14 protein-coding genes and 12 pseudogenes are annotated in these 23335 nt (G+C 55.1%); 10 read left to right on the top strand and 16 right to left on the bottom strand.

The annotated features are described in order from the left end of the window. Positions 1-5: 5 nt before the first annotated feature. On the top strand, positions 6-830 hold the full coding sequence (hdfR, locus tag SOPEG_RS21915; protein ID WP_025246941.1) for an HTH-type transcriptional regulator HdfR: 825 nt from the start codon (positions 6-8) through the stop codon (positions 828-830). On the opposite strand, the pseudogene yjfF reads toward hdfR, so the two are convergent. The 5 genes and pseudogenes from yjfF to SOPEG_RS21940 form a co-directional block, all read right to left on the bottom strand. Beyond that, positions 825-1854 (bottom strand): annotated as a pseudogene (gene yjfF / locus SOPEG_RS21920) (galactofuranose ABC transporter, permease protein YjfF). The gene hdfR and the pseudogene yjfF overlap by 6 nt on opposite strands. Beyond that, on the bottom strand, positions 1854-2807 hold the full coding sequence (locus SOPEG_RS21925; RefSeq protein WP_051420017.1) for an ABC transporter permease: 954 nt from the start codon (positions 2805-2807) through the stop codon (positions 1854-1856). The pseudogene yjfF and the gene SOPEG_RS21925 overlap by 1 nt, the downstream one beginning before the upstream one ends. A 43-nt stretch (positions 2808-2850) precedes the next feature. Further along, positions 2851-4227, bottom strand: a pseudogene (locus SOPEG_RS21930) (sugar ABC transporter ATP-binding protein); the annotation flags it as partial. Positions 4228-4249: 22 nt separating this feature from the next. Continuing rightward, a pseudogene (locus tag SOPEG_RS21935) lies at positions 4250-5457 on the bottom strand (IS256-like element ISSoEn2 family transposase). Positions 5458-5664: 207 nt separating this feature from the next. After that, positions 5665-6589, bottom strand: a pseudogene (locus tag SOPEG_RS21940) (IS5 family transposase). 320 nt (positions 6590-6909) lie between these two features. Between SOPEG_RS21940 and SOPEG_RS21945 the strand changes: the two are divergent. From SOPEG_RS21945 to SOPEG_RS21960, 4 genes and pseudogenes are all read left to right on the top strand, one after another. Beyond that, positions 6910-7815 (top strand): annotated as a pseudogene (locus SOPEG_RS21945) (IS5-like element ISSoEn1 family transposase); the annotation flags it as partial. Positions 7816-7937: 122 nt separating this feature from the next. After that, complete coding sequence (gene istA, locus SOPEG_RS21950) at positions 7938-9488, top strand: IS21-like element ISSoEn3 family transposase (protein WP_025246949.1); 1551 nt, start codon at positions 7938-7940, stop codon at positions 9486-9488. Between the two features lie 11 nt (positions 9489-9499). Then, a pseudogene (gene istB, locus SOPEG_RS28980) lies at positions 9500-10127 on the top strand (IS21-like element ISSoEn3 family helper ATPase IstB); the annotation flags it as partial. 116 nt (positions 10128-10243) lie between these two features. Further along, positions 10244-11365: pseudogene (locus tag SOPEG_RS21960) on the top strand (IS256-like element ISSoEn2 family transposase); the annotation flags it as partial. 155 nt (positions 11366-11520) lie between these two features. Here SOPEG_RS21960 and SOPEG_RS21965 read toward each other — a convergent pair. Continuing rightward, positions 11521-12729 (bottom strand): IS256-like element ISSoEn2 family transposase, encoded by a 1209-nt coding sequence (locus SOPEG_RS21965; RefSeq protein WP_025246951.1) that lies wholly within the window; start codon positions 12727-12729, stop codon positions 11521-11523. 72 nt (positions 12730-12801) lie between these two features. Between SOPEG_RS21965 and SOPEG_RS28120 the strand changes: the two are divergent. Next, positions 12802-12915 (top strand): annotated as a pseudogene (locus tag SOPEG_RS28120) (transposase); the annotation flags it as partial. A 116-nt stretch (positions 12916-13031) separates the two neighbouring features. Here the strand turns inward: SOPEG_RS28120 and istB (SOPEG_RS21970) are convergent. Then, positions 13032-13781 carry an IS21-like element ISSoEn3 family helper ATPase IstB gene (gene istB, locus SOPEG_RS21970; RefSeq protein ID WP_025245871.1) on the bottom strand — a complete coding sequence of 250 codons (750 nt, stop codon included), beginning with the start codon at positions 13779-13781 and terminating at the stop codon, positions 13032-13034. A gap of 11 nt (positions 13782-13792) precedes the next feature. Next, on the bottom strand, positions 13793-15343 hold the full coding sequence (gene istA, locus SOPEG_RS21975) for an IS21-like element ISSoEn3 family transposase (protein ID WP_071882290.1): 1551 nt from the start codon (positions 15341-15343) through the stop codon (positions 13793-13795). Positions 15344-15511: 168 nt separating this feature from the next. Between istA (SOPEG_RS21975) and SOPEG_RS26885 the strand changes: the two are divergent. Next, a pseudogene (locus SOPEG_RS26885) lies at positions 15512-16171 on the top strand (IS256 family transposase); the annotation flags it as partial. Positions 16172-16204: 33 nt separating this feature from the next. Further along, positions 16205-16813 (top strand): annotated as a pseudogene (locus tag SOPEG_RS26890) (MFS transporter); the annotation flags it as partial. Positions 16814-17016: 203 nt separating this feature from the next. Here SOPEG_RS26890 and SOPEG_RS21990 read toward each other — a convergent pair. The 6 genes and pseudogenes from SOPEG_RS21990 to SOPEG_RS22010 form a co-directional block, all read right to left on the bottom strand. Next, positions 17017-17289, bottom strand: a complete 273-nt coding sequence (locus SOPEG_RS21990; protein WP_257720399.1) for an ankyrin repeat domain-containing protein — start codon at positions 17287-17289, stop codon at positions 17017-17019. Next, a pseudogene (locus tag SOPEG_RS30430) lies at positions 17290-17454 on the bottom strand (ankyrin repeat domain-containing protein); the annotation flags it as partial. Continuing rightward, positions 17406-17735 (bottom strand): ankyrin repeat domain-containing protein, encoded by a 330-nt coding sequence (locus tag SOPEG_RS31090; protein ID WP_417903460.1) that lies wholly within the window; start codon positions 17733-17735, stop codon positions 17406-17408. The pseudogene SOPEG_RS30430 and the gene SOPEG_RS31090, both read right to left, overlap by 49 nt. Before the next feature lie 160 nt (positions 17736-17895). After that, positions 17896-18234 carry an ankyrin repeat domain-containing protein gene (locus tag SOPEG_RS22000; RefSeq protein ID WP_038469228.1) on the bottom strand — a complete coding sequence of 113 codons (339 nt, stop codon included), beginning with the start codon at positions 18232-18234 and terminating at the stop codon, positions 17896-17898. 38 nt (positions 18235-18272) lie between these two features. After that, positions 18273-18593 carry a hypothetical protein gene (locus SOPEG_RS22005; protein WP_148297168.1) on the bottom strand — a complete coding sequence of 107 codons (321 nt, stop codon included), beginning with the start codon at positions 18591-18593 and terminating at the stop codon, positions 18273-18275. A gap of 356 nt (positions 18594-18949) precedes the next feature. After that, positions 18950-19249, bottom strand: a complete 300-nt coding sequence (locus SOPEG_RS22010) for a YceK/YidQ family lipoprotein (protein ID WP_051419978.1) — start codon at positions 19247-19249, stop codon at positions 18950-18952. A 305-nt stretch (positions 19250-19554) separates the two neighbouring features. Here SOPEG_RS22010 and ibpA point away from each other — a divergent pair, with 305 nt between their 5' ends. Beyond that, positions 19555-19968, top strand: a complete 414-nt coding sequence (gene ibpA, locus SOPEG_RS22015; protein WP_025246957.1) for a small heat shock chaperone IbpA — start codon at positions 19555-19557, stop codon at positions 19966-19968. Positions 19969-20075: 107 nt separating this feature from the next. Continuing rightward, the gene (gene ibpB / locus SOPEG_RS22020) at positions 20076-20531 is read left to right on the top strand and encodes a small heat shock chaperone IbpB (protein ID WP_025246958.1); all 456 of its coding nucleotides are present in this window, start codon (positions 20076-20078) and stop codon (positions 20529-20531) included. A gap of 117 nt (positions 20532-20648) precedes the next feature. Here ibpB and SOPEG_RS22025 read toward each other — a convergent pair. Further along, a pseudogene (locus tag SOPEG_RS22025) lies at positions 20649-21888 on the bottom strand (valine--pyruvate transaminase). Between the two features lie 157 nt (positions 21889-22045). Further along, positions 22046-23047 carry an AI-2E family transporter gene (locus tag SOPEG_RS22030; protein ID WP_025246961.1) on the bottom strand — a complete coding sequence of 334 codons (1002 nt, stop codon included), beginning with the start codon at positions 23045-23047 and terminating at the stop codon, positions 22046-22048. Positions 23048-23335: the final 288 nt, after the last annotated feature.

Raw genomic sequence — 23335 nt, forward strand, 5'->3', positions numbered from 1 at the left:
GCGCAGTGGACACGGAATTACTGAAAACATTCTTGGAGGTAAGCCATACCCGACATTTCGGGCGAGCGGCGGAAGCGCTTTATCTGACACAATCAGCGGTCAGCTTTCGCATCCGCCAGTTGGAAACCCAGCTGGGCGTAAGCCTGTTTACCCGCCATAGGAATAATATTCGCCTGACCGCGGCGGGGGAACGCCTGTTGCCCTATGCCGAAAATCTGATGATCACCTGGCAGGTCGCCAAGCAGGAAGTGACGCGTTCCTTGCAGCACAATCCGCTGTCCATTGGCGCCAGCGCATCGCTGTGGGAAGCGTGGCTGGGAGATTGGCTGCAAAATCTTTATAAACAGTGGCCGGACCTCCAGCTGGAGGCGCGCATTGCGCTGCGCCAGGGGCTGATTAAAGAGCTGCACGAACGCCAGCTGGATTTATTGATTACCACCGAAGCGCCAAAAATGGAGGAGTTGACCAGCCAGCAGCTTGGCAGCTTTTCCCTGACGCTGTTCGCCGATGCCAGCGGCGGCGAACCGGTTAACGATAAGCGACCTTATATACAGCTTGAATGGGGAGCCGATTTTCATACGCACGAAAATCGGTTGCAGCTTAATCAGCAGGCGCTGCTCGTCACCACCACCTCGGCGCAATTAACGCGACAGCTATTACAGGTCACCGCCGCCTGCGCCTTTTTGCCCACCCATTGGGCGCAGCGATTTCCGGATTTGCGGCCCGTTAGCGATGTGCCAACCATTATACGCCCGCTGTACGCGGTATGGCTGCAAAACAGCGATCAGCGTCCGATGATTCGGCAATTGCTGAAAACCGCCGTGCTATGACGACCCGCGTCGCGCTGGCCCGGCCGGCGTGGCGCCGCTCAGCGGTGCGGCACGAATCGCCACTGCGTTACCGTTTCCACGGCGCGCCAGCCAGAACGCGTTTAAGCCTTTTTGTAGACCGATAAAGCCGAATAGCAGAATCCCTATGACGATCTTGGTCCACCAGGAGCTGAGCGTCCCGTCAAAGGTGATATAGGTTTGAATCAATCCTTGAATCATCACGCCAAACAGCGTCCCCAGCAAGGTACCGACACCGCCGGTCAGTAGCGTTCCGCCGATAACCACCGCCGCGATAGCGTCTAGCTCCACGCCGCTCGCCGCCAGAGCATAACCCGCCGAGGTGTAAAGAGAAAAGACGATGCCCGACAGCACCGCTAGGAAACTCGGCAGCATATATATTCGCACCGTCGTGCTTTTTACCGGCACCCCCATCAGGGCGGCGGAGTAACCGTTACCGCCCATGGCGTAGACGTTATGGCCAAAGCGTGTGCGATGCGCCAGCACTACCCCCACCGCCACTACCAGCAACATGATAAGCGCTAACAAGGTGAGCCTGCCGCCGCCGGGCATAGTTAGCCAGCAGGTCATACCACGGGTGAACGATAGGGACCGACTTCCGCGACAAAATAAAACTCATGCCGCGCAGGAAAAACATACTGGCCAGGGTGATGATAAACGCCGGTAACCGCAGAGCATCGATAATCCAACCGGTCAGGGCGCCATACAGCGCGCCCAGCGCCAGCACAATAATGAAGGCCAGTCCGGGGGGAATGCCATATTCTCCAATCATTTTCGCCAGCAGTACGCCGGTAAACGCAATTGTCGACCCAACCGACAAATCAATACCGCCGGAGAGGATCACAAAGATCATTCCCACCGCCACAATCCCCAAAAACGCGTTATCCGTTAGCAGATCGCCAATGACCCGCGTGGAGGCAAAGCCCGGATATTGGCTCAGACAGTACAGGTAACCGGCAATGAAAACCAAGATAGTAAACGCCAACGGCAAATTACGTTTCAGCATTAGTGACGCCTCCGCAACATCGACAGCGACATCCGCGGCGACTGCACCATTAGAACCAGCAGCACCACAATCGCTTTCACGACCAGGTTGAATTCGGGCTGATAGCCGGAAAGCAAGATACCGGTATTCATGCCCTGAAGAATGAGCACCCCCACCAGCGATAGCAGCAAATGAAAACGGCCGCCCAACAGCGAGCCGCCGCCGATAACCACGGCTAATATGGCGTCCAGCTCCAGCCGCAGGCCGGCATTATTAGCATCCGCCCCCTGAATGTCGGCGGTAATGATAATACCGGCCGCGGCGGCACACAGCATATACACTACCATCAGCACCAGACGGGTATTGACCCCCGCGTTATGCACCGAACGGATGTTGATGCCGGCCGCCTCGATAAACAGCCCCAGCGCGGTTTTGCGGGTCAGCACCCATAACAACAACAGCATGGCGACGGCGATGATCATCGGTACCGGTAACCATAACAGCGCCCCGTGGCCGATTTTGCCAAACGCCGCATTATCGAAGGTCACGATTTGGCCTTCGGTAATCAGTTGCGCCACACCGCGGCCGGCAACCATCAGAATCAGCGTGGCGACGATGGGTTGCATCCCAAGTACGGCGATGAGAAAACCGTTCCAGAGCCCGCACGCGACCCCGGCGACTAAGGCCGCTCCCAGCGCCACCGGTAGCGATACGTGATGATCGATAAGCGTCGCCGCCACCGCCCCGGCGATTGCCATGACCGCCCCGACGGACAGGTCAATACCGCCGGTGGCGATAACCAGCGTCATGCCCAGCGCCAGAAGAGCCACCGGCGCGCCGCGATTGATGATGTCGATTACGCTACCGAACAGTCTGCCGTCTTGAATATGCAACGAGAAAAAATGCGGCGAGACCAAACCGTCAATAATCAAGATAGCCAGCAGCGCCAGGCATTGCGTGCTGCCAGAGGGCATGCTCCAGCGTATCTGCCGCGCGCCGGCCGGCGTGGACAAGGGTTTACTGCTCAAGGGCGGCCTCCTCGGGTTGCGCGGCGATGGCCTGCATAATACCGGCGACCGAGATTTGCTGGCACGCCAACTCGGCCACGTGCCGACGATCGCGTAGGACAATGATACGATCGGCGTACCCGGCCATCTCCTCCAGTTCCGACGAGATGACCAGTAGCGCCATCCCGTCAGCGCATAACGCCTCGATGGCCCGGCTAATATCCGCATGGGCGCCAAGATCGATACCGCGGGTGGGTTCATCAAGGATTAGAAAGCGCGGCTGCGTGGCCAACCAGCGCGATAGCAGCACTTTTTGCTGATTGCCGCCGGAAAGATACTGGATCTCCTGCTCGGGGCCGGGGGTGCGGATACTCAGCAGGAGAATAAACGAATCGCTGATGCGCAGTTGCTCACGCAGCGGCAGCAGCCGGAACCAGCCGCGCTGTGCCTGTAACGCTAGAATGATATTTTCACGCACCGTGGCGGAACCGATGATGCCCTCATTTTTTCGGTCTTCCGGACAATAACCGAAACCCAAATGAGCGGTCCGGCGCGGGTTTGATAGACGAATACGTGCCGGCCAAACGGGCCTCGCCGCTGTCCGCAGGCTTAATACCAAACAGCAGTTGCGCCGTTTCGGTACGGCCGGATCCCAGCAGCCCCGCCAGACCGACGATCTCGCCGGGCCGTACCTGTAAATTAAAGGGCGCCACCGTACCGCGGCGGCCGTATTGACGAAAAGACACCAGCGGGTCCGCGCGGCTTACCGGCCGAGCGGAACGTTTCAAGTCAGCCTCGTTAAACATTTTGCCCAACATCATTTGCACCAGTTCAAGCCGCGGCAGCGTCGCGGCGTCGCGGGTGCCAACCAACTGGCCGTTGCGCAGTACGGTGATACGATTGCTGATTTGGTAAACCTGATCGAGAAAATGCGTTACAAAAATCATTCCGACGCCGCTGTCGCGTAGTTGCCGCAGTATATCAAGCAGCATCGCCACTTCATTCGCGTCCAGGCTGGCGGTGGGCTCGTCGAGGATCAACACTTGAGCGGAAAGATCGACCGCCCGGGCAATAGCCACGATTTGCTGTATCGCGCTGGAATAATTGGCCAAGGGATGGCTACATCAACTGCCAGGCCATATTGAGCCAAAATCTGCCGGGCGCGGGCATTCATTTTCCGATGTGAGACCAAACCGAAACAAACAGGCTCACGGCCGATGAATAAGTTGGCTGACACCGACAGATTCGGCAGCAGATTCACCTCTTGGTAAACGGTGCCGATACCCATCGCTTGCGCGTCGGCGGTACCCTTGGGCTCCACCGCCCGGCCGGCAAGCAGGATCTCGCCGGCCGAGCGCCGGTATACGCCGGTCAGGACCCTGTACATGATTCTGTGTAAATGCCTTTTCTCAGAAGTGACCGTCCAGGCGGTCACCGAACTTGATAATAAAGCGGCTCATTGCCATGCGCCAGTCTCTCAAAGGCATTGTCCATTTCTGTGAGGCCGCCTGTATCGCCAGCCACACCACCTTTTTCACTGCGTCGTCGGTCGGGAACACCTTGCGCTTTTTGATGGCATGCCGGATCACGCTGTTTAACGACTCGATGGCGTTGGTCGTGTAGATCACCTTGCGGATATCCGTCGGGTAGGCAAAGAACGTGGCCAGATTGGCCCAGTTTGCCTGCCAGCTTCGACTTATTTGCGGGTAGCGGATGTCCCAGGCACTGGAGAACGCTTCCAGCGCCTGCAAGCCGGCTTCTTCCGTAGGGGCCTGATAATAGCTTTCAGGTCGCGGGTGACGGCCTTGTAGTCCTTCCAGGAGACGAACCGCAGGCTGTTGCGCACCATATGCACGATACACAGCTGGAGCCGCGCTTCCGGATACACCGCGTTAATAGCGTCAGGGAAACCTTTCAGCCCGTCTACGCAGGCGATAAGGATATCGTTCAGGCCGCGGTTTTTCAGCTCTGTCAGCACGTTCAGCCAGAACTTTGCGCCTTCATTTTCGGCCAGCCACATACCTAGCAACTCTTTCTGGCCTTCGATGTTGATGCCCTGCGCCAGGAACACAGATTTGTTGATGATGCGGCTGTCCTGCCGGACTTTTAGAACGATACAGTCAAGATAAACAATGGGATAGACTGCATCCAGAGGCCGGTTTTGCCATTCGACAACCTGCTCCATGACCGCATCGGTGACCTTTGAGACCAGCGCCGGCGAGACATCGGCGTCATACAGCTCTTTGAACGCGGCGGCGATCTCGCGGGTGGTCATCCCTTTAGCGTACAACGATAAAATCTGGTTATCCATCCCGGTAATCCGGGTCTGGTTCTTCTTCACCAGTTGCGGTTCAAAGGAACCGTCACGATCGCGCGGAGTACGCAGCGCCAGCGGGCCATCGCCAGTGGTAACGGTTTTTGTGGAATAGCCGTTGCGGGCGTTGGTCCCCGGTTTAGGCTGATTTTTATCGTAGCCGAGGTGATGGGTCATTTCGGCATTGAGAGCTGCTTCGACGCTAATTTTTTTCAGCAGCCGATCGAAGTGACTGAGATCTTCAGGGGTTTTGAGATTTTTGGCCAGTTCGTTAGTCAGAGCCTGCAACTGTTTTTCGTCCATAAATTAACCTGTTTTTGATGTTGGATTGAACATATCAAAATCAGGCAAATACACAAATTTCTAAACAGGCTCCTTTTCAGCAGGCCTTTTCAACTTATTGCGCTGATTTGTTAATGAGACGACAAAACAGCGCAAGCGACATGCATAAGGGCGCTTTGTTGAATAAATCCGAAATTTGTGACGACTTCCTCCCTATCAGGGCGATTGTTACATGATGCGGACGCTGTTTGGCATTCCTAACAGTGTGATCCGGTTAAGTGTTTTAACCATTGCCATTGCCTTACCTACCTGCGCGTCATAGTCATGCAGACTCAGATGACCACCCAGAAGTGTTTTAAACCGGAACATGGCCGTTTCAGCCAGTGAACGCCGGTGATAACCTACTTTCTTTTTCCAGGTATCGTTATTGCCGCTCAGATGCTGATTTGCCACCGCATGGTTACGCTCATGGTATCGAGCTGGCCAATATTGCGCACCACTTCGCGGTGGGATAAGCGGCTTTATTTTTTTCCTCAGCAGAGCATCATGACAGTAACGCGTATCGTAAGCACTGTCAGCCGACGCTTCCCTGATTTTCCGGTGGGTTTGGTTAATCAGCCCGGGCAGCGCCTGCGCATCTGTCGTACCGCTTAGCGATAAATCGGCACAGATAATTTCATGTGTCACGCTATCTACTGCCAGATGAAGCTTGCGCCATACTCTGCGCCTCTCAGCCCCATGCTGCCTGACTTTCCATTCGCCTTCGCCGAAGACTTTCAGGCCGGTGCCATCGATGACCAGGTGTGAGATTTCGCCGCGGGTTGGCGTTTTTATGCTGATGGCGACGGTTTTTGCTCGCCGGCTAACCAGAGAGTAATCTGGGCAGCGCAGCGACAGCCCCATCAGTTTAAAAATCGAGTCAACGAAACCCTGTAACGCCCGGAGCGAAAGGTTAAACACGCGCTTTATCATCAGAACCGTGGTAATGGCCATATCGGTGTAGTGAAGCGGCCGGCCACGATGTTCAGGTGGTGTACTCTCAGTCCATGCAGCAATGGCTGACTCATCAAGCCATACTGTCAGGTCCCCCCCGCTGCCTGAGCGCATTGTTGTATGCGGGCCAGTTGGTGATTTTAAACTTTTGCTTTGCCATGGGGACCTGATGTTGAAACGAATGTAGTGATCAGAGCCGTCAGTCACCTAAAAGTTCGATTTATTCAACAAAGCCGCATAAGGGTGAAATAACCGCGCTATAAGCTGATAAACGCCTAAGCCGATTAATCATGGAAATGCTAACATTACAAAAAAGTCTATTGCATGATATATGTCAAATTCCACGACCTTGATTTAAATGGAAGCTAAACGGAAAGAGATCTTTATTTAATAGAGGCTAAGCGGGGCTTTGTTGAATAAATCGAACTTTTAGGTGACTGACGGCTCTGATCACTACATTCGTTTCAACATCAGGTCCCCATGGCAAAGCAAAAGTTTAAAATCACCAACTGGCCCGCATACAACAATGCGCTCAGGCAGCGGGGGGACCTGACAGTATGGCTTGATGAGTCAGCCATTGCTGCATGGACTGAGAGTACACCACCTGAACATCGTGGCCGGCCGCTTCACTACACCGATATGGCCATTACCACGGTTCTGATGATAAAGCGCGTGTTTAACCTTTCGCTCCGGGCGTTACAGGGTTTCGTTGACTCGATTTTTAAACTGATGGGGCTGTCGCTGCGCTGCCCAGATTACTCTCTGGTTAGCCGGCGAGCAAAAACCGTCGACATCAGCATAAAAACGCCAACCCGCGGCGAAATCTCACACCTGGTCATCGATGGCACCGGCCTGAAAGTCTTCGGCGAAGGCGAATGGAAAGTCAGGCAGCATGGGGCTGAGAGGCGCAGAGTATGGCGCAAGCTTCATCTGGCAGTAGATAGCGCGACACATGAAATTATCTGTGCCGATTTATCGCTAAGCGGTACGACAGATGCGCAGGCGCTGCCCGGGCTGATTAACCAAACCCACCGGAAAATCAGGGAAGCGTCGGCTGACAGTGCTTACGATACGCGTTACTGTCATGATGCTCTGCTGAGGAAAAAAATAAAGCCGCTTATCCCACCGCGAAGTGGTGCGCAATATTGGCTAGCTCGATACCATGAGCGTAACCATGCGGTGGCAAATCAGCATCTGAGCGGCAATAACGATACCTGGAAAAAGAAAGTAGGTTATCACCGGCGTTCACTGGCTGAAACGGCCATGTTCCGGTTTAAAACACTTCTGGGTGGTCATCTGAGTCTGCATGACTATGACGCGCAGGTAGGTGAGGCAATGGCAATGGTTAAAGCACTTAACCGGATCACACTGTTAAGAATGCCAAACTGCTGGTTCCGGTCACATCCGATCACTGATTCCGGTCGCCCGATCAGCGATTCCGATTCTGTCCGATCGCTCATCTTCTGTTCCGCCATACTCTGGAGACTTTTAGCTTCCGGGGGCATGGCATGGCACGTAAAAAGAAGAAAACGAGAACGGAAATATGCATCTATATTAATGTCTTACGTATGAAATTCGAGCAGCGTCGCTCGAATCGCACTATCGCAGCAGCGCTCGGCATAGGCTGTACTACCGTGCACGATATCCTCGGCCGATTCACGGTAGCTAACCTGGTCTGGCCATTGCCGGCGGAACTGTCCCCCGTCGACCTCGACCGCCTGCTCTATCCCGGCAAATCCGGAAAAGTTATCAATACCTTACCCAGCTGGCTTGATATCGATACCGAGTTAAGCCGCAAGGGCATGACCAAGCAGCTGCTCTGGATGGAATATCAGTCCGCCGTGGGCGGTGATGCCCTCGGTTACTCACAGTTTTGTGCACTGTTCCGTGACTGGAAAAAGAAGCAGCGGCGTTCTATGCGCATGGAGCACAAGGCTGGCGAAAAGCTCTTCATCGACTTCTGTGGCCCCACCGTACCTATCGTCAACCCTGCGACCGGTAGCGTACGCCAGGTCGCTATCTTCGTCGCTGCCATGGGCGTGTCAGGCTATGCGTATATCGAAGCCTGCGAAGGCCAGGACATGGCATCGTGGCTCAACGCCAATAGCCGCTGTCTGCACTTCATGGGTGGGGTTCCGGAGCTGATGATACCTGATAATCTGCGCAGCGCTGTCAGCACCCCTGACCGCTATGAGCCGGTCATAAACCAGAGCTACCAGGCGCTGGCAAATCACTATGAGACAGTGGTGCTACCGGCGCGCCCGAGAAAACCGAAAGACAAGGCGAAGGCAGAATCAACTGTGCAGCTGGTAGAACGCTGGGTTTTGGCCCGGTTGCGTAAACGTAGGTTCTACTCGCTGGCCGAACTCAACCAGGTGATACGAGAACTCAATCATGAGTTGAATCTGCGCCCGATGCGTCATTACGGCGGACAAAGTCGCCTTGAACGCTTCGAGCAGCTGGACAAACCGGCTCTTGGGCCTCTACCGCCCACACAATGGGAATACAGTGAGTATCTCGTTGCCCGAGTGGGACCTGATTACCACATAGACTACGGCAAAAACTGGTACTCGGTGCCGCATCCGCTGGTTGGCGAGCGCGTTGACGTCATCGCCACCCAACGGCTGGTGCAAATCCACCATAAGGGCGTCTGCGTGGCTACGCACCCTCGCAGCGATAACGCCTATAGGCACACGACTCAGGCGGCGCACATGCCGGCTAATCATAAGGGGCAGAGTCAGTGGACGCCGGAAAGGCTGTGCAGTTGGGCGCTGTCGGTGGGTGTGTGCACACTGAAAGTGGTCGAGTCCATCCAAAAGAGCAAAGCCCATCCGGAGCAGGCTTACCGCTCCGTGCTGGGGCTACTCAATCTGCAACGGCGCTATGAGACGACGCGACTGGAGAAGGCCTGCGCGCTGGCGTTGGAGAAAGGGTGCATTAACCGCTCTTTCATAGCCAACGTATTGAAACACGGTCGTGAAAGTGAGGTCACCCAGGACGGAGCCGGCGTATCAATGCTGGTTCACGAAAACCTCCGAAGTCCGGACAGTTATCACTAAGGAGAATAAATATGGATACACTGTTAATGGCTCTGCGAGAGCTGAAGTTGTCGGCAATGGTCCAGGCGTTGGAGACGCAACGCGAACTCCCGGGGAGTTATGGGGAGCTGGGGTTCGAGGAGCGATTGTCGCTGATGGTAGAAGCGGAAAATTTGCATAGAAAAAAACAACCACATATGCCGTGTGCGACGGCAATCGCAAATGCGCTTGCAGGCAAAACCGGAAGATATCCGCTATATCCCTAGCCGAGGAGTGACACCGGAACAGATGCGAGATCTGCTAGGGAGACAATATCTGAAATATCAGAAAAGCATACTTATCACGGGGCCGACAGGTACGGGCAAAACCTGGCTCAGTTGTGCGCTTGGTGAGCAGGCATGCCGGCAGCAATATAGCGTGCGTTACTGGCGAGTGGGTCGGTTGCTGGCCCATCTTCACCAGTGTCAGGTAGACGGGACCTATCTAAAACAGCTTAAGCAGTTAGAAAAAATAGAGTTACTGATCTTGGACGACGTGGGCCTAGAATCAATAAGTCCGATGCAGGCAACGATGCTGTTGGAGGTGATGGAAGATCGCTACGACAAAAGCAGCAGCATCCTGATCAGTCAACTGCCGGTGAAAAAATGGTATGGACTGATCGGACCCTGTACACGATTCTGTGTAAATGCCTTTTCTCAGAAGTGGAGCCTGTTTAGAAATTTGTGTATTTGCCTGATTTTGATATGTTCAATCCAACATCAAAAACAGGTTAATTTATGGACGAAAAACAGTTGCAGGCTCTGGCTAACGAACTGGCCAAAAATCTCAAAACCCCTGAAGATCTCAGTCACTTCGATCGGCTGCTGAAAAAAATTAGCGTCGAAGCAGCTCTCAATGCCGAAATGACCCATCACCTCGGCTACGATAAAAATCAGCCTAAACCGGGGACCAACGCCCGCAACGGCTATTCCACAAAAACCGTTACCACTGGCGATGGCCCGCTGGCGCTGCGTACTCCGCGCGATCGTGACGGTTCCTTTGAACCGCAACTGGTGAAGAAGAACCAGACCCGGATTACCGGGATGGATAACCAGATTTTATCGTTGTACGCCAAAGGGATGACCACCCGCGAGATCGCCGCCGCGTTCAAAGAGCTGTATGACGCCGATGTCTCGCCGGCGCTGGTCTCAAAGGTCACCGATGCGGTCATGGAGCAGGTTGTCGAATGGCAAAACCGGCCTCTGGATGCAGTCTATCCCATTGTTTATCTTGACTGTATCGTTCTAAAAGTCCGGCAGGACAGCTGCATCATCAACAAATCTGTGTTCCTGGCGCTGGGCATCAACATCGAAGGCCAGAAAGAGTTGCTAGGTATGTGGCTGACCGAAAATGAAGGCGCAAAGTTCTGGCTGAACGTGCTGACAGAGCTGAAAAACCGCGGCCTGAACGATATCCTTATCGCCTGCGTAGACGGGCTGAAAGGTTTCCCTGACGCTATTAACGCGGTGTATCCGGAGGCGCGGCTCCAGCTGTGTATCGTACATATGGTGCGCAACAGCCTGCGGTTCGTCTCCTGGAAGGACTACAAGGCCGTCACCCGCGACCTGAAAGCTATCTATCAGGCCCCTACGGAAGAAGCCGGCTTGCAGGCGCTGGAAGCGTTCTCCAGTGCCTGGGACATCCGCTACCCGCAAATAAGTCGAAGCTGGCAGGCAAACTGGGCCAATCTGGCCACGTTCTTTGCCTATCCAACGGACATCCGCAAGGTGATCTACACGACCAACGCCATCGAGTCGTTAAACAGCGTGATCCGGCATGCCATCAAAAAGCGCAAGGTGTTCCCGACCGACGACGCAGTGAAAAAGGTGGTGTGGCTGGCGATACAGGCATTTACACAGAATCGTGTACAGGGTCGTTTTTCGTCCATAAATTAACCTGTTTTTGATGTTGGATTGAACATATCAAAATCAGGCAAATACACAAATTTCTAAACAGGCTCTAAACAGGCTCTGTCGAATGGACCCTGTACACGATTCTGTGTAAATGCCTTTTCTCAGAAGTGACCGTCCAGGCGGTCACCGAACTCGATAATAAAGCGGCTCATTGCCATGCGCCAGTCCCTCAAAGGCATTGTCCATTTCTGTGAGGCCGCCTGTATCGCCAGCCACACCACCTTTTTCACTGCGTCGTCGGTCGGGAACACCTTGCGCTTTTTGATGGCATGCCGGATCACGCTGTTTAACGACTTGATGGCGTTGGTCGTGTAGATCACCTTGCGGATGTCCGTTGGGTAGGCAAAGAACGTGGCCAGATTGGCCCAGTTTGCCTGCCAGCTTCGACTTATTTGCGGGTAGCGGATGTCCCAGGCACTGGAGAACGCTTCCAGCGCCTGCAAGCCGGCTTCTTCCGTAGGGGCCTGATAGATAGCTTTCAGGTCGCGGGTGACGGCCTTGTAGTCCTTCCAGGAGACGAACCGCAGGCTGTTGCGCACCATATGTACGATACACAGCTGGAGCCGCGCCTCCGGATACACCGCGTTAATAGCGTCAGGGAAACCTTTCAGCCCGTCTACGCAGGCGATAAGGATATCGTTCAGGCCGCGGTTTTTCAGCTCTGTCAGCACGTTCAGCCAGAACTTTGCGCCTTCATTTTCGGCCAGCCACATACCTAGCAACTCTTTCTGGCCTTCGATGTTGATGCCCAGCGCCAGGAACACAGATTTGTTGATGATGCGGCTGTCCTGCCGGACTTTTAGAACGATACAGTCAAGATAAACAATGGGATAGACTGCATCCAGAGGCCGGTTTTGCCATTCGACAACCTGCTCCATGACCGCATCGGTGACCTTTGAGACCAGCGCCGGCGAGACATCGGCGTCATACAGCTCTTTGAACGCGGCGGCGATCTCGCGGGTGGTCATCCCTTTGGCGTACAACGATAAAATCTGGTTATCCATCCCGGTAATCCGGGTCTGGTTCTTCTTCACCAGTTGCGGTTCAAAGGAACCGTCACGATCGCGCGGAGTACGCAGCGCCAGCGGGCCATCGCCAGTGGTAACGGTTTTTGTGGAATAGCCGTTGCGGGCGTTGGTCCCCGGTTTAGGCTGATTTTTATCGTAGCCGAGGTGATGGGTCATTTCGGCATTGAGAGCTGCTTCGACGCTGATTTTTTTCAGCAGCCGATCGAAGTGACTGAGATCTTCAGGGGTTTTGAGATTTTTGGCCAGTTCGTTAGCCAGAGCCTGCAACTGTTTTTCGTCCATAAATTAACCTGTTTTTGATGTTGGATTGAACATATCAAAATCAGGCAAATACACAAATTTCTAAACAGGCTCGTCGAATGGCAAAACCGGCCTCTGGATGCAGTCTATCCCATTGTTTATCTTGACTGTATCGTTCTAAAAGTCCGGCAGGACAGCCGCATCATCAACAAATCTGTGTTCCTTGCAGATTTCGACGTATCCGATCAGCTGTTCCAGCGACATCCGATCAGTTATTCCGATATTTTCCGATCACCCATTCCAGTGATATTCGTTCACGTGTTCGCTCATCTTCTGACTCGGGTTTAGTCTATTTTTCCTGTGCTGGCTACTCCTTGCTCTTTGCGTAGTGATTCGCCTTTAAGTTCCAGTCTATAGCTGGGGTGTACTAACCGATCGAGTAACGCGTCAGCTGTCGTGGGGTTTTCTATCAGTCCATACCATTTTTTCACCGGCAGTTGACTGATCAGGATGCTGCTGCTTTTGTCGTAGCGATCTTCCATCACCTCCAACAGCATCGTTGCCTGCATCGGACTTATTGATTCTAGGCCCACGTCGTCCAAGATCAGTAACTCTATTTTTTCTAACTGCTTAAGCTGTTTTAGATAGGTCCCGTCTACCTGACACTGGTGAAGATGGGCCAGCAACCGACCCACTCGCCAGTAACGCACGCTATATTGCTGCCGGCATGCTTGCTCACCAAGCGCACAACTGAGCCAGGTTTTGCCCGTACCTGTTGGCCCCGTGATGAGTATGCTTTTCTGATATTTCAGATATTGTCCCCCTAGCAGATCTCGCATCTGTTCCGGTGTCACTCCTCGGCTAGGGATATAGCGGATATCTTCCGGTTTTGCCTGCAAGCGCATTTGCGATTGCCGTCGCAGACGGCATATGTGGTTGTTTTTTCTATGCAAATTTTCCGATTCTACCATCAGCGACAACCGCTCCTCGAACCCCAGCTCCCCATAACTCCCCGGGAGTTCGCGTTGCGTCTCCAACGCCTGGACCATTGCCGACAACTTCAGCTCTCGCAGAGCCATTAACAGTGTATCCATATTTATTCTCCTTAGTGATAACTGTCCGGACCTCGGAGGTTTTCGTGAACCAGCATTGATACGCCGGCTCCGTCCTGGGTGACCTCACTTTCACGACCGTGTTTCAATACGTTGGCTATGAAAGAGCGGTTAATGCACCCTTTCTCCAACGCCAGCGCGCAGGCCTTCTCCAGTTGCGTCGTCTCATAGCGCCGTTGCAGATTGAGTAGCCCCAGCACGGAGCGGTAAGCCTGCTCCGGATGGGCTTTGCTCTTTTGGATGGACTCGACCACTTTCAGTGTGCACACACCCACCGACAGCGCCCAACTGCACAGCCTTTCCGGCGTCCACTGACTCTGCCCCTTATGGTTAGCCGGCATGTGCGCCGCCTGAGTCGTGTGCCTATAGGCGTTATCGCTGCGAGGGTGCGTAGCCACGCAGACGCCCTTATGGTGGATTTGCACCAGCCGTTGGGTGGCGATGACGTCAACGCGCTCGCCAACCAGCGGATGCGGCACCGAGTACCAGTTTTTGCCGTAGTCTATGTGGTAATCAGGTCCCACTCGGGCAACGAGATACTCACTGTATTCCCATTGTGTGGGCGGTAGAGGCCCAAGAGCCGGTTTGTCCAGCTGCTCGAAGCGTTCAAGGCGACTTTGTCCGCCGTAATGACGCATCGGGCGCAAATTCAACTCATGATTGAGTTCTCGTATCACCTGGTTGAGTTCGGCCAGCGAGTAGAACCTACGTTTACGCAACCGGGCCAAAACCCAGCGTTCTACCAGCTGCACCGTTGATTCTGCCTTCGCCTTGTCTTTCGGTTTTCTCGGGCGCGCCGGTAGCACCACTGTCTCATAGTGATTTGCCAGCGCCTGGTAGCTCTGGTTTATGACCGGCTCATAGCGGTCAGGTGGGCTGACAGCGCTGCGCAGATTATCAGGTATCATCAGCTCCGGAACCCCACCCATGAAGTGCAGGCAGCGGCTATTGGCGTTGAGCCACGATGCCATGTCCTGGCCTTCGCAGGCTTCGATATACGCATAGCCTGACACGCCCATGGCAGCGACGAAGATAGCGACCTGGCGTACGCTACCGGTCGCAGGGTTGACGATAGGTACGGTGGGGCCACAGAAGTCGATGAAGAGCTTTTCGCCAGCCTTGTGCTCCATGCGCATGGAACGCCGCTGCTTCTTTTTCCAGTCACGGAACAGTGCACAAAACTGTGAGTAACCGAGGGCATCACCGCCCACGGCGGACTGATATTCCATCCAGAGCAGCTGCTTGGTCATGCCCTTGCGGCTTAACTCGGTATCGATATCAAGCCAGCTGGGTAAGGTATTGATAACTTTTCCGGATTTGCCGGGATAGAGCAGGCGGTCGAGGTCGACGGGGGACAGTTCCGCCGGCAATGGCCAGACCAGGTTAGCTACCGTGAATCGGCCGAGGATATCGTGCACGGTAGTACAGCCTATGCCGAGCGCTGCTGCGATAGTGCGATTCGAGCGACGCTGCTCGAATTTCATACGTAACACATTAATATAGATGCACATTTCCGTTCTCTCTTTCTTCTTTTTACGTGTCATGCCATGCCCCCGGAAGCTAAAAGTCTCCAGAGTATGGCGGAACAGAAGATGAGCGATCGGACAGAATCGGAATCGCTGATCGAGCGACCGGAATCAGTGATCGGATGAAATCAGAATTAGTGATCGGGTGAAATCGGAATCAGTGATCGGATGTGACCGGAACCAGCATTCCTGGCGCTGGGCATCAACATCGAAGGCCAGAAAGAGTTGCTAGGTATGTGGCTGGCCGAAAATGAAGGCGCAAAGTTCTGGCTGAACGTGCTGACAGAGCTGAAAAACCGCGGCCTGAACGATATCCTTATCGCCTGCGTAGACGGGCTGAAAGGTTTCCCTGACGCTATTAACGCGGTGTATCCGGAGGCGCGGCTCCAGCTGTGTATCGTGCATATGGTGCGCAACAGCCTGCGGTTCGTCTCCTGGAAGGACTACAAGGCCGTCACCCGCGACCTGAAAGCTATCTATCAGGCCCCTACGGAAGAAGCCGGCTTGCAGGCGCTGGAAGCGTTCTCCAGTGCCTGGGACATCCGCTACCCGCAAATAAGTCGAAGCGGGCAGGCAAACTGGGCCAATCTGGCCACGTTCTTTGCCTACCCAACGGACATCCGCAAGGTGATCTACACGATCAGCGCCATCGAGTCGTTAAACAGCGTGATCCGGCATGCCATCAAAAAGCGCAAGGTGTTCCCGACCGACGACGCAGTGAAAAAGGTGGTGTGGCTGGCGATACAGGCGGCCTCACAGAAATGGACAATGCCTTTGAGGGACTGGCGCATGGCAATGAGCCGCTTTATTATCGAGTTCGGTGACCGCCTGGACGGTCACTTCTGAGAAAAGGCATTTACACAGAATCCGGTACGGGCTCGCGCTGACTGGAAAATGGTGTTCAACCGCAAGCTGGTGGGCGTGTATTTAGGGCAGTTCGCCGTCACCTCTACGTTGTGGTTTTTCCTGACCTGGTTCCCAAATTATTTAACCCAGGAAAAGCATATCGCCGCCCTGACGGCAGGTTTTATGACCACCGTGCCGTTCCTGGCCGCCTTTTTCGGCGTGATTTTGTCCGGTTACTTTGCCGATCGAATGGTGCGCGCCGGAAAATCACTGGGTTTTGCCCGTAAAACGCCGATTATCTGCGGGTTGTTGCTGTCCACCTGTATCATGGGGGCGAACTATACCAACGATCCTGTCTGGATTATGGCGCTGATGGCGCTGGCCTTCTTCGGCAATGGCTTCGATTCCATCACCTGGTCGCTGGTCTCGTCTCTGGCGCCGTTACGTCTGATTGGCCTGACCGACGGCGTGTTTAATTTTGTTGGCGGTTTGGGCGGCATCACCGTACCGCTGGTCGTGGGCTATCTGGCGCAGGATTACGGTTTCGCGCCGGCGCTGATTTACATCGCCGGGGTAGCGCTGTTGGGCGCGCTCTCCTATCTGCTGCTGGTGGGCGAAGTGAAACGCGTGGGGGAAGCTTAAGAGCCGTAGTCGCCGGCCTTGATGCCGGCCTGGCGTTAAAGCCGGCCTTGATACCGGCGTGAAAGCGACGGCGGGGTCGGCGACAGGTAAGGGTATCCGGCCACGCCGTTTTTCGTTCAGGGCGCCAGCGCGGGCAGAGCGAATTTCCTCAATTCAGCCGCCGCGTCGGCAGAGGCATCAGCGGTATTTTTTGCCGAAGGCGGTCAGTTAAGCAGATGATAACTGATCGCCCAGAGCTGCGCGACGCCGCCCAGCGCGCCGTGTTTGCGCACCAGGTCGGCGATGGCGAGATGGCCGCCGCGCACGGCATAATCTATCGCGTTCAAGCCCGCCCTATCGGTGAGATAGGGGGCGATATCCCGCCGGCGCAGCAATTGTCGCACAATATGGCGATGATCATTTGCCGCCGCCGCCATGAGCGCGGTTTTGCCCCGGTCGTCAGCGGCATTGACCGCCAGCAACCGATGGGCAAGCAGTAAGGCTACCGTTTGGCGCTGTCCTTGCTCGCAGGTGGCTAACAGGGGAGTGGCGCCGCGCGCGGTGGCCAGGTCGGGCATGATGGTTGGATGCGCCAGTAACAATCGTACCAGCGCTAATGAGCCGCTATGCGCAGCCCACATAAGTGCGCTGGCGCCAGTGCGATCGCGGGCGTTGACCGGCCCAGATTATCCCGGGCGTTGAGCTCGCTTTGCGGGCAAGGCAAAAGCGCCGTGAGCGCGCTGGTGTGATCTCCCGCCGCCGCCAGTCCCAGCGCCGTCTGGCCCTGATGATCTCGGTTGTTGCGATCCAGCCGCGTGCGCGTCAGCAGTATCCTGATGACCAGGCTACGGCCATACATTGCCGCCAGGTGCAGCAGGGGACAGCCTCTGGCGTCACGCTGCGCCACCGGCATGTGGGGATGAGCGAGCAGGGCATTCACCATCCGGTACTGGCCATCAATGACCGCCTGCTGTAACACGCAATAGCCGCGCGCGTTCCGGCGCCACAATGGCGATGGCGGGGTGCTTTAGCAGCACTTCGACCGTAAGAACATGATCGGCCGTCACCGCCAGCCACAGCGCGGAAAGGCCCTCCCGGTTGACCTAATTCACGCACTTGCGGCCGTCTTGGACCAATGTTGTCACCACGCTGACGTGACCCTGCGCCGCCGCCGACACCAGTGCGTTATTGCCCTGACGGCACACCGCGCCGAGGGCGCAATCGGGACGGCGCAGAAATGCGGCGACCAGCGCGCTATCGCCTTGCAACGCCGCCTGTATCAGCATCGTGCGGCCCTGGTTATCCGCGGCGTTCGCCGTCGTCAGTTCAGGGCGAGCCAATAGCGCCTGCGCCAGCGGCAAATGGCCCAGCCGCATCACTTTCATCAGCGGCGTCTCACCGCTGCGGTCGGGGGCGTTCACATCCTGTTGTGGATGGGTCAATAGCGCAAGGATACTGTTGGTCAGCGGCGACAGACAGTCTAAAAGTTCCAGCAGCAGCGTATCGCCGTTGGCGCCGCGCAGGCGGGCGCAGGTGTCGCCAACAGCTTGGCCAGCAGGTCGTCCTCACCATTGTACATCAAAAGCGTCATCAGGCGTCTGATGCCGACGTCCGGTTCATCACCCGGGTTAATATTCAATCCGCTGCGCTGGCAAAAGCGCAGTAGCGGCAGGCCATGCTGGTCGATGAGCGCGGCGATGACGCTCATGCCGATAGCGCCGGCAGGCTTGGCGGGCGGGGGCTCGCAGATGGGGATGCGCTTGCGATACCGCAAGCAGGCTGCCGAGATCGAGTTTGGCAAAAATGAGGCTCAAAAGTTCGGGCGGTAAGGTTAGCAGCGAGGAGGATAACTCAGGACAATTGGCGCAGCCCTGAAGCCTGGCCGCCATCGGTGAAGGCGCCGGCGGCGTGGCGTCCCTTGCGTTAAACCCCCCGCTGACAACCGAAGCAATGTCCATAAACTATCCCGGCGCTCGGCCGCGCAGGGGTCAGAGGACCATCAATGCCGGAAGGGCTATCATTATTCCCGTGCGCCTGCCGCCGCGCTAAACGAAAAGTAGAATGGCGATAGGATCATCTTAGCAGACATACAAGGGAAGCGGGGTCGCAAGGCACCGGCGTGAGCCGGCTTAGTCGCCCTTGGGTGGGGTTGCGCGCTCATGCATGGTGGCTGTGCAACATGCGCGAACGGGGAGACTCCTCATCGGTATTGCTATCGCGGCGGAAGTAGTCATAGGGTAACAACACCGTGTCCAACACCGCCGAGAAGGGTAAGTCTATGGCCGCCAGTGGGCGGATGCACCAGTTACTGTCTTTGTCGCGTAAAACCTGCATACTGGCGCGGGTGCCGGGATAATAGCCCTGATAGGGGCCGGTATGCGTCATGACGCTGGAGCAGCCGCTAGTGCCCAGCACGGTGCATCCTGCTGTTACGACAAACAAGACCTTTCTTAACATAACCTGTTCCGCATCCGTTGGGTTTACACTCGCAAAGCAACCTGCTCTCAGGATCGAATGAAATTGTGCTTGAACCACCCTGATGACACAAACTGTAACAAGTTAGTGTAATGGAGATTGAATAAACCCAACGTAAATTTTACGGAAATTCCGATATTTTTTTCTTATTGCCTCTTGAAAAACCCGGCGGCGATCCCATTTTATTTACGTGACCAGAAAAGGATACGCCGTATGGGTATTCTGGTTGCTGACCTGTCCAATGGGAAGATTATTGCACCCTCGCTAAATTTTGGAGGCTTTAAGCTATGCGTAATTTCGATTTTTCACCGCTGTATCGTTCCGCCATCGGTTTCGATCGCCTGGTTAATCTGCTGGAAGCAGGCCAGGGTCAGGGCAACGGCGGTTATCCCCCTTATAATGTTGAATTGGTCAGCGAAAATCAGTACCGTATCGCCATTGCGGTCGCCGGCTTTGCCGAAAGCGAACTGGAGATTACCGCCCATGACAACCTCCTAAGGGTAAAAGGCGCTCACGCCAGCGATCAAAACGGACGCCATTATTTATACCAAGGCATTGCCGAGCGCAATTTTGAGCGTAAATTCCAATTAGCTGAACATATACAAATAAAAGGCGCTCAGTTGGCGAACGGCCTGCTGTTTATAGATTTGGAACGCGTGGTACCGGAAACCTTAAAGCCACGCCGTATTGAAATAAAATAACGCCCGACGGCCACAATCTCATACGCCCGCCCGTGTAGGGGGGGGGCTAACTCAACCCGATTGGCGGGTTGAGTGAATTATCTCGCTTCATAGAAGGAGTTAATAACATGCGTAACTATGATCTTTCTCCATTATTCCGTCAGTGGATCGGCTTTGATAAATTGGCCAGCAATATACAAGACGATTTTCAGGGGGTGAGTTATCCCCCGTACAATATTGAAAAAGGCGATGATAACCATTATCGTATTACCCTGGCGCTAGCCGGTTTTACCCAGCAGGAATTGTCGATTGAGCTGGAAGGCCCGCGCCTGACCATTAAAGGTAAACCCGCGCTGGCGGACAAAGAGGTGCATTATTTGCATCAGGGGCTGGTCTGCAAAGAATTCTCCCTCAGCTTCACGCTGGCGGAGCATATGACGGTAACCCAAGCTGATTTTACCCACGGTCTGCTTAATATCGATTTGGAGCGGCATATTCCCGAATCTTTGCAGCTGCGGCGTGTGGCCATTGGGACCTCGGCGCAGCGCCCGGCGCTACAAGATCGTACGCTGGATGCTGAATAAGCCCGAACGGACCGCGTCGTTACGCTAGCGGCGCTCCGTTGCGCAATCCCTACCGCGATTGCCATTGCGGCGCAATAAGCCCGTCAGGCGAATGACGGGCTTTTTTAATGGCGCTTTTTACCCCACCGTCTCGCGATGGGCGCGCGCCACCTCTTCCGCCAGAATGGCAATGCCGTGCTCGATTTTTTCCGCTTCCGGCACATAATTCATACGCAGGCACTGATGGCTGTGATGCCACTCTTGATCAAGCCCGGGGAAAAAGTAGTGGCCAGGCACCATCAGCACGCCGCGCTGCTTTAGGCGCTGGTAGAGCGCGTCGGTGGAGATAGGCAGATCGGGAAACCACAGCCAAAGAAATATCGCGCCTTCCGGCTTATGGATCAGGCAGCGCGCCAGCGGCGTATACAGGCGATGGCCTCATCAACGCGGCGGCGATAAAACGGCCGGTTAACCTCTTCGCACAGGCGCAGCAGATCGCCCCGCCGAATCATGCTATTGAGCATTGCCGGCCCGATGCCGCCCGGCGCCAGGCTGATAATGCCGTTGATATTTCCCAATGCCTTGATAACGGCTTCACCGGCGATGATGATACCGCCGCGCACGCCCGGTAGTCCCAGCTTGGACAGGCTCATGCACAGGATAATATTGGGATTCCACAGCGGTCGGGCGTCGGTGAAAATCAGTCCCGGGAACGGCAGTCCGTATGCGTTATCAATCAGCAACGGTACCTGATGCTGCCGCGCCAGCGCGTCCAGCTTTAGCAGTTCCTCGTCGGTAATGACGTTGCCGGTCGGATTGGTCGGCCGCGAGACGCAGATAAGGCCAATATCTTCCTTCGCCCACCTTCAGATGCTCGAAATCCACATGGTATTTAAACTGGCCTTCAGGGAGCAGGGAGAGGGTCGGTTTTGTCGCAACGAACATGTTTTCCTCAAGCCCCGCATCGCTATAACCGAGATACTCCGGCGCCAGTGGAAACAGGACCCGGCGCAGCGTGCCGTCTTCACTGAGGCCGGCGAAGAGATTGAACAAATAGAAAAAGGCGCTCTGGCTGCCGTTGGTTAGCGCGATATTGGCCGCCGTAATGGGCCAGTCGAATTCCTTGCGCAGCAGGGCGGCCAGTGAGGTCAGGAGAGTATCCTTGCCCTGCGGACCGTCATAATTGCACAGCGCCTCGCTCATTGAACCGTCGTCGAGCATCTCGCGCCAGAAGGCGTGGAAGTAGTGCTCCATCGCGGGGATCGCCGCCGCCGAGCATGATGGCGCCGGGGGTGCGCAGACCCTCGTTCATGTCGTCCATGAGTTGGGCGATACTGGAATGTTGGGTAAATTTATTGCCGAATCGGGAAAAAGTCATAGCGTTTAACTGCGGATCCTAGCGGGCCAAACTGACACCTTACCTGCTAGTGTGCCACAGGCAACCCCCTTTTTTCCTAACGGCAGCACGCTACCGCGCAAGCAGGAGCATAAAGAGACGGCGCGCGTCCGCTGGTCGGGAGGCGCGCCGTGAGCGCTCAGATAAGTTCCCGCGCCCGTAATTCGGTTTTTAGATAGGCGTAATAAATCGGCGCCGCCACCAACCCTTCCAGACCAAACGCCGCCTCGAAGATAAGCATGGCCAGCAGCAGCTCCCAGGATTTGGCATTAATACGGCTACCGACGATCTCGGCATTGAGAAAATATTCCAGCTTGTGAATCAAAATGAGGTACAGCACCATCACGCCGCCCACGCTTAAGGAGATGGAGAGCGCCGAGATGATGATCATGAAATTGGAAATAAGATTACCAATAATCGGCAGCAGGCCGAAAATAAAGGTTGCCACAATCAGCGTCTTACCCAGCGGCAGATGTACGCCGAACAGCGGGAACAGGACCAGAATCATCATGGACGTCAGCAGGGTGTTGACTAGCGATACTTTGATTTGGGCGAAGACGATATTGCGAAACGCCTGAGAAAGATAATGCAGGCGTTCCAGCAGCTGCTGCGTGAAGTAGGTATTACGACCGGACGGTTTATTGAGCGAAATCACCGCGCCGATTATGAGGCCGATGAAAATAGTAATCAGTCCGTACAAGAAAGAGCGGCCCATATTGCGGATAATGATCAAATTGGATTCGACCAGGGCGAAGAGCTGATCTTTCAGTTCTTCCGCGCTTTCGGGCAGAAATGAGGGGAGATAATCGGGTATGCGGCTTTTCACATCGGAAAAGATGCGGTTGGTTTCGGCGGTAATGTCGATACCGCGCTGAATGTCCGAGGTCAAAAAGCTTACCAGGCTCACGATCCCCAGCGTCATGGTAATGACCACAAATGCGGCAATCAGCGTCACCACTACCCAGCGGGCGCGGCCGCTGCCGACCAGGCGTTCAAACCACGGCGTCAGAGATATGATCACCTCATACGCCAGAAAGCCGGCGATAAAGCAGGGAAACAAATGTAGCGGGATGATCAGGGTGATAAAAAGAAACATCAACAGGTAAGAGGTCGCTTTCAGCCGTGTCTCACTTACGCTCATTCTTCTTTCCTTTCATTACTGGCCGGTTCCTTTGTTGCGCGTTTAGCAAATAGCATAGACGGTAATCATAGCACCGATAGCTTAAACCGCAGCGTCATCGGTTTATGCCGGGCGGTTGAAAAAATGCCGCGGTCGTCGCGGGCGGCCACCGGCCCGGCGGTTTAATCTGCCCTCGTTGCCCTGCCTGGCGGTGGCCGGCGGACGCGATGGACTTCAAACTTGCCCGCGGGGTAATGCCTGGCGACGACCGGCGCCGGCGATCCTAACGGCCGGGGATAATTTCCGGAT

The sequence above is a fragment of the Candidatus Sodalis pierantonius str. SOPE genome (genome assembly GCF_000517405.1).
Taxonomy (GTDB): Bacteria; Pseudomonadota; Gammaproteobacteria; order Enterobacterales; family Enterobacteriaceae; genus Sodalis_C; species Sodalis_C pierantonii.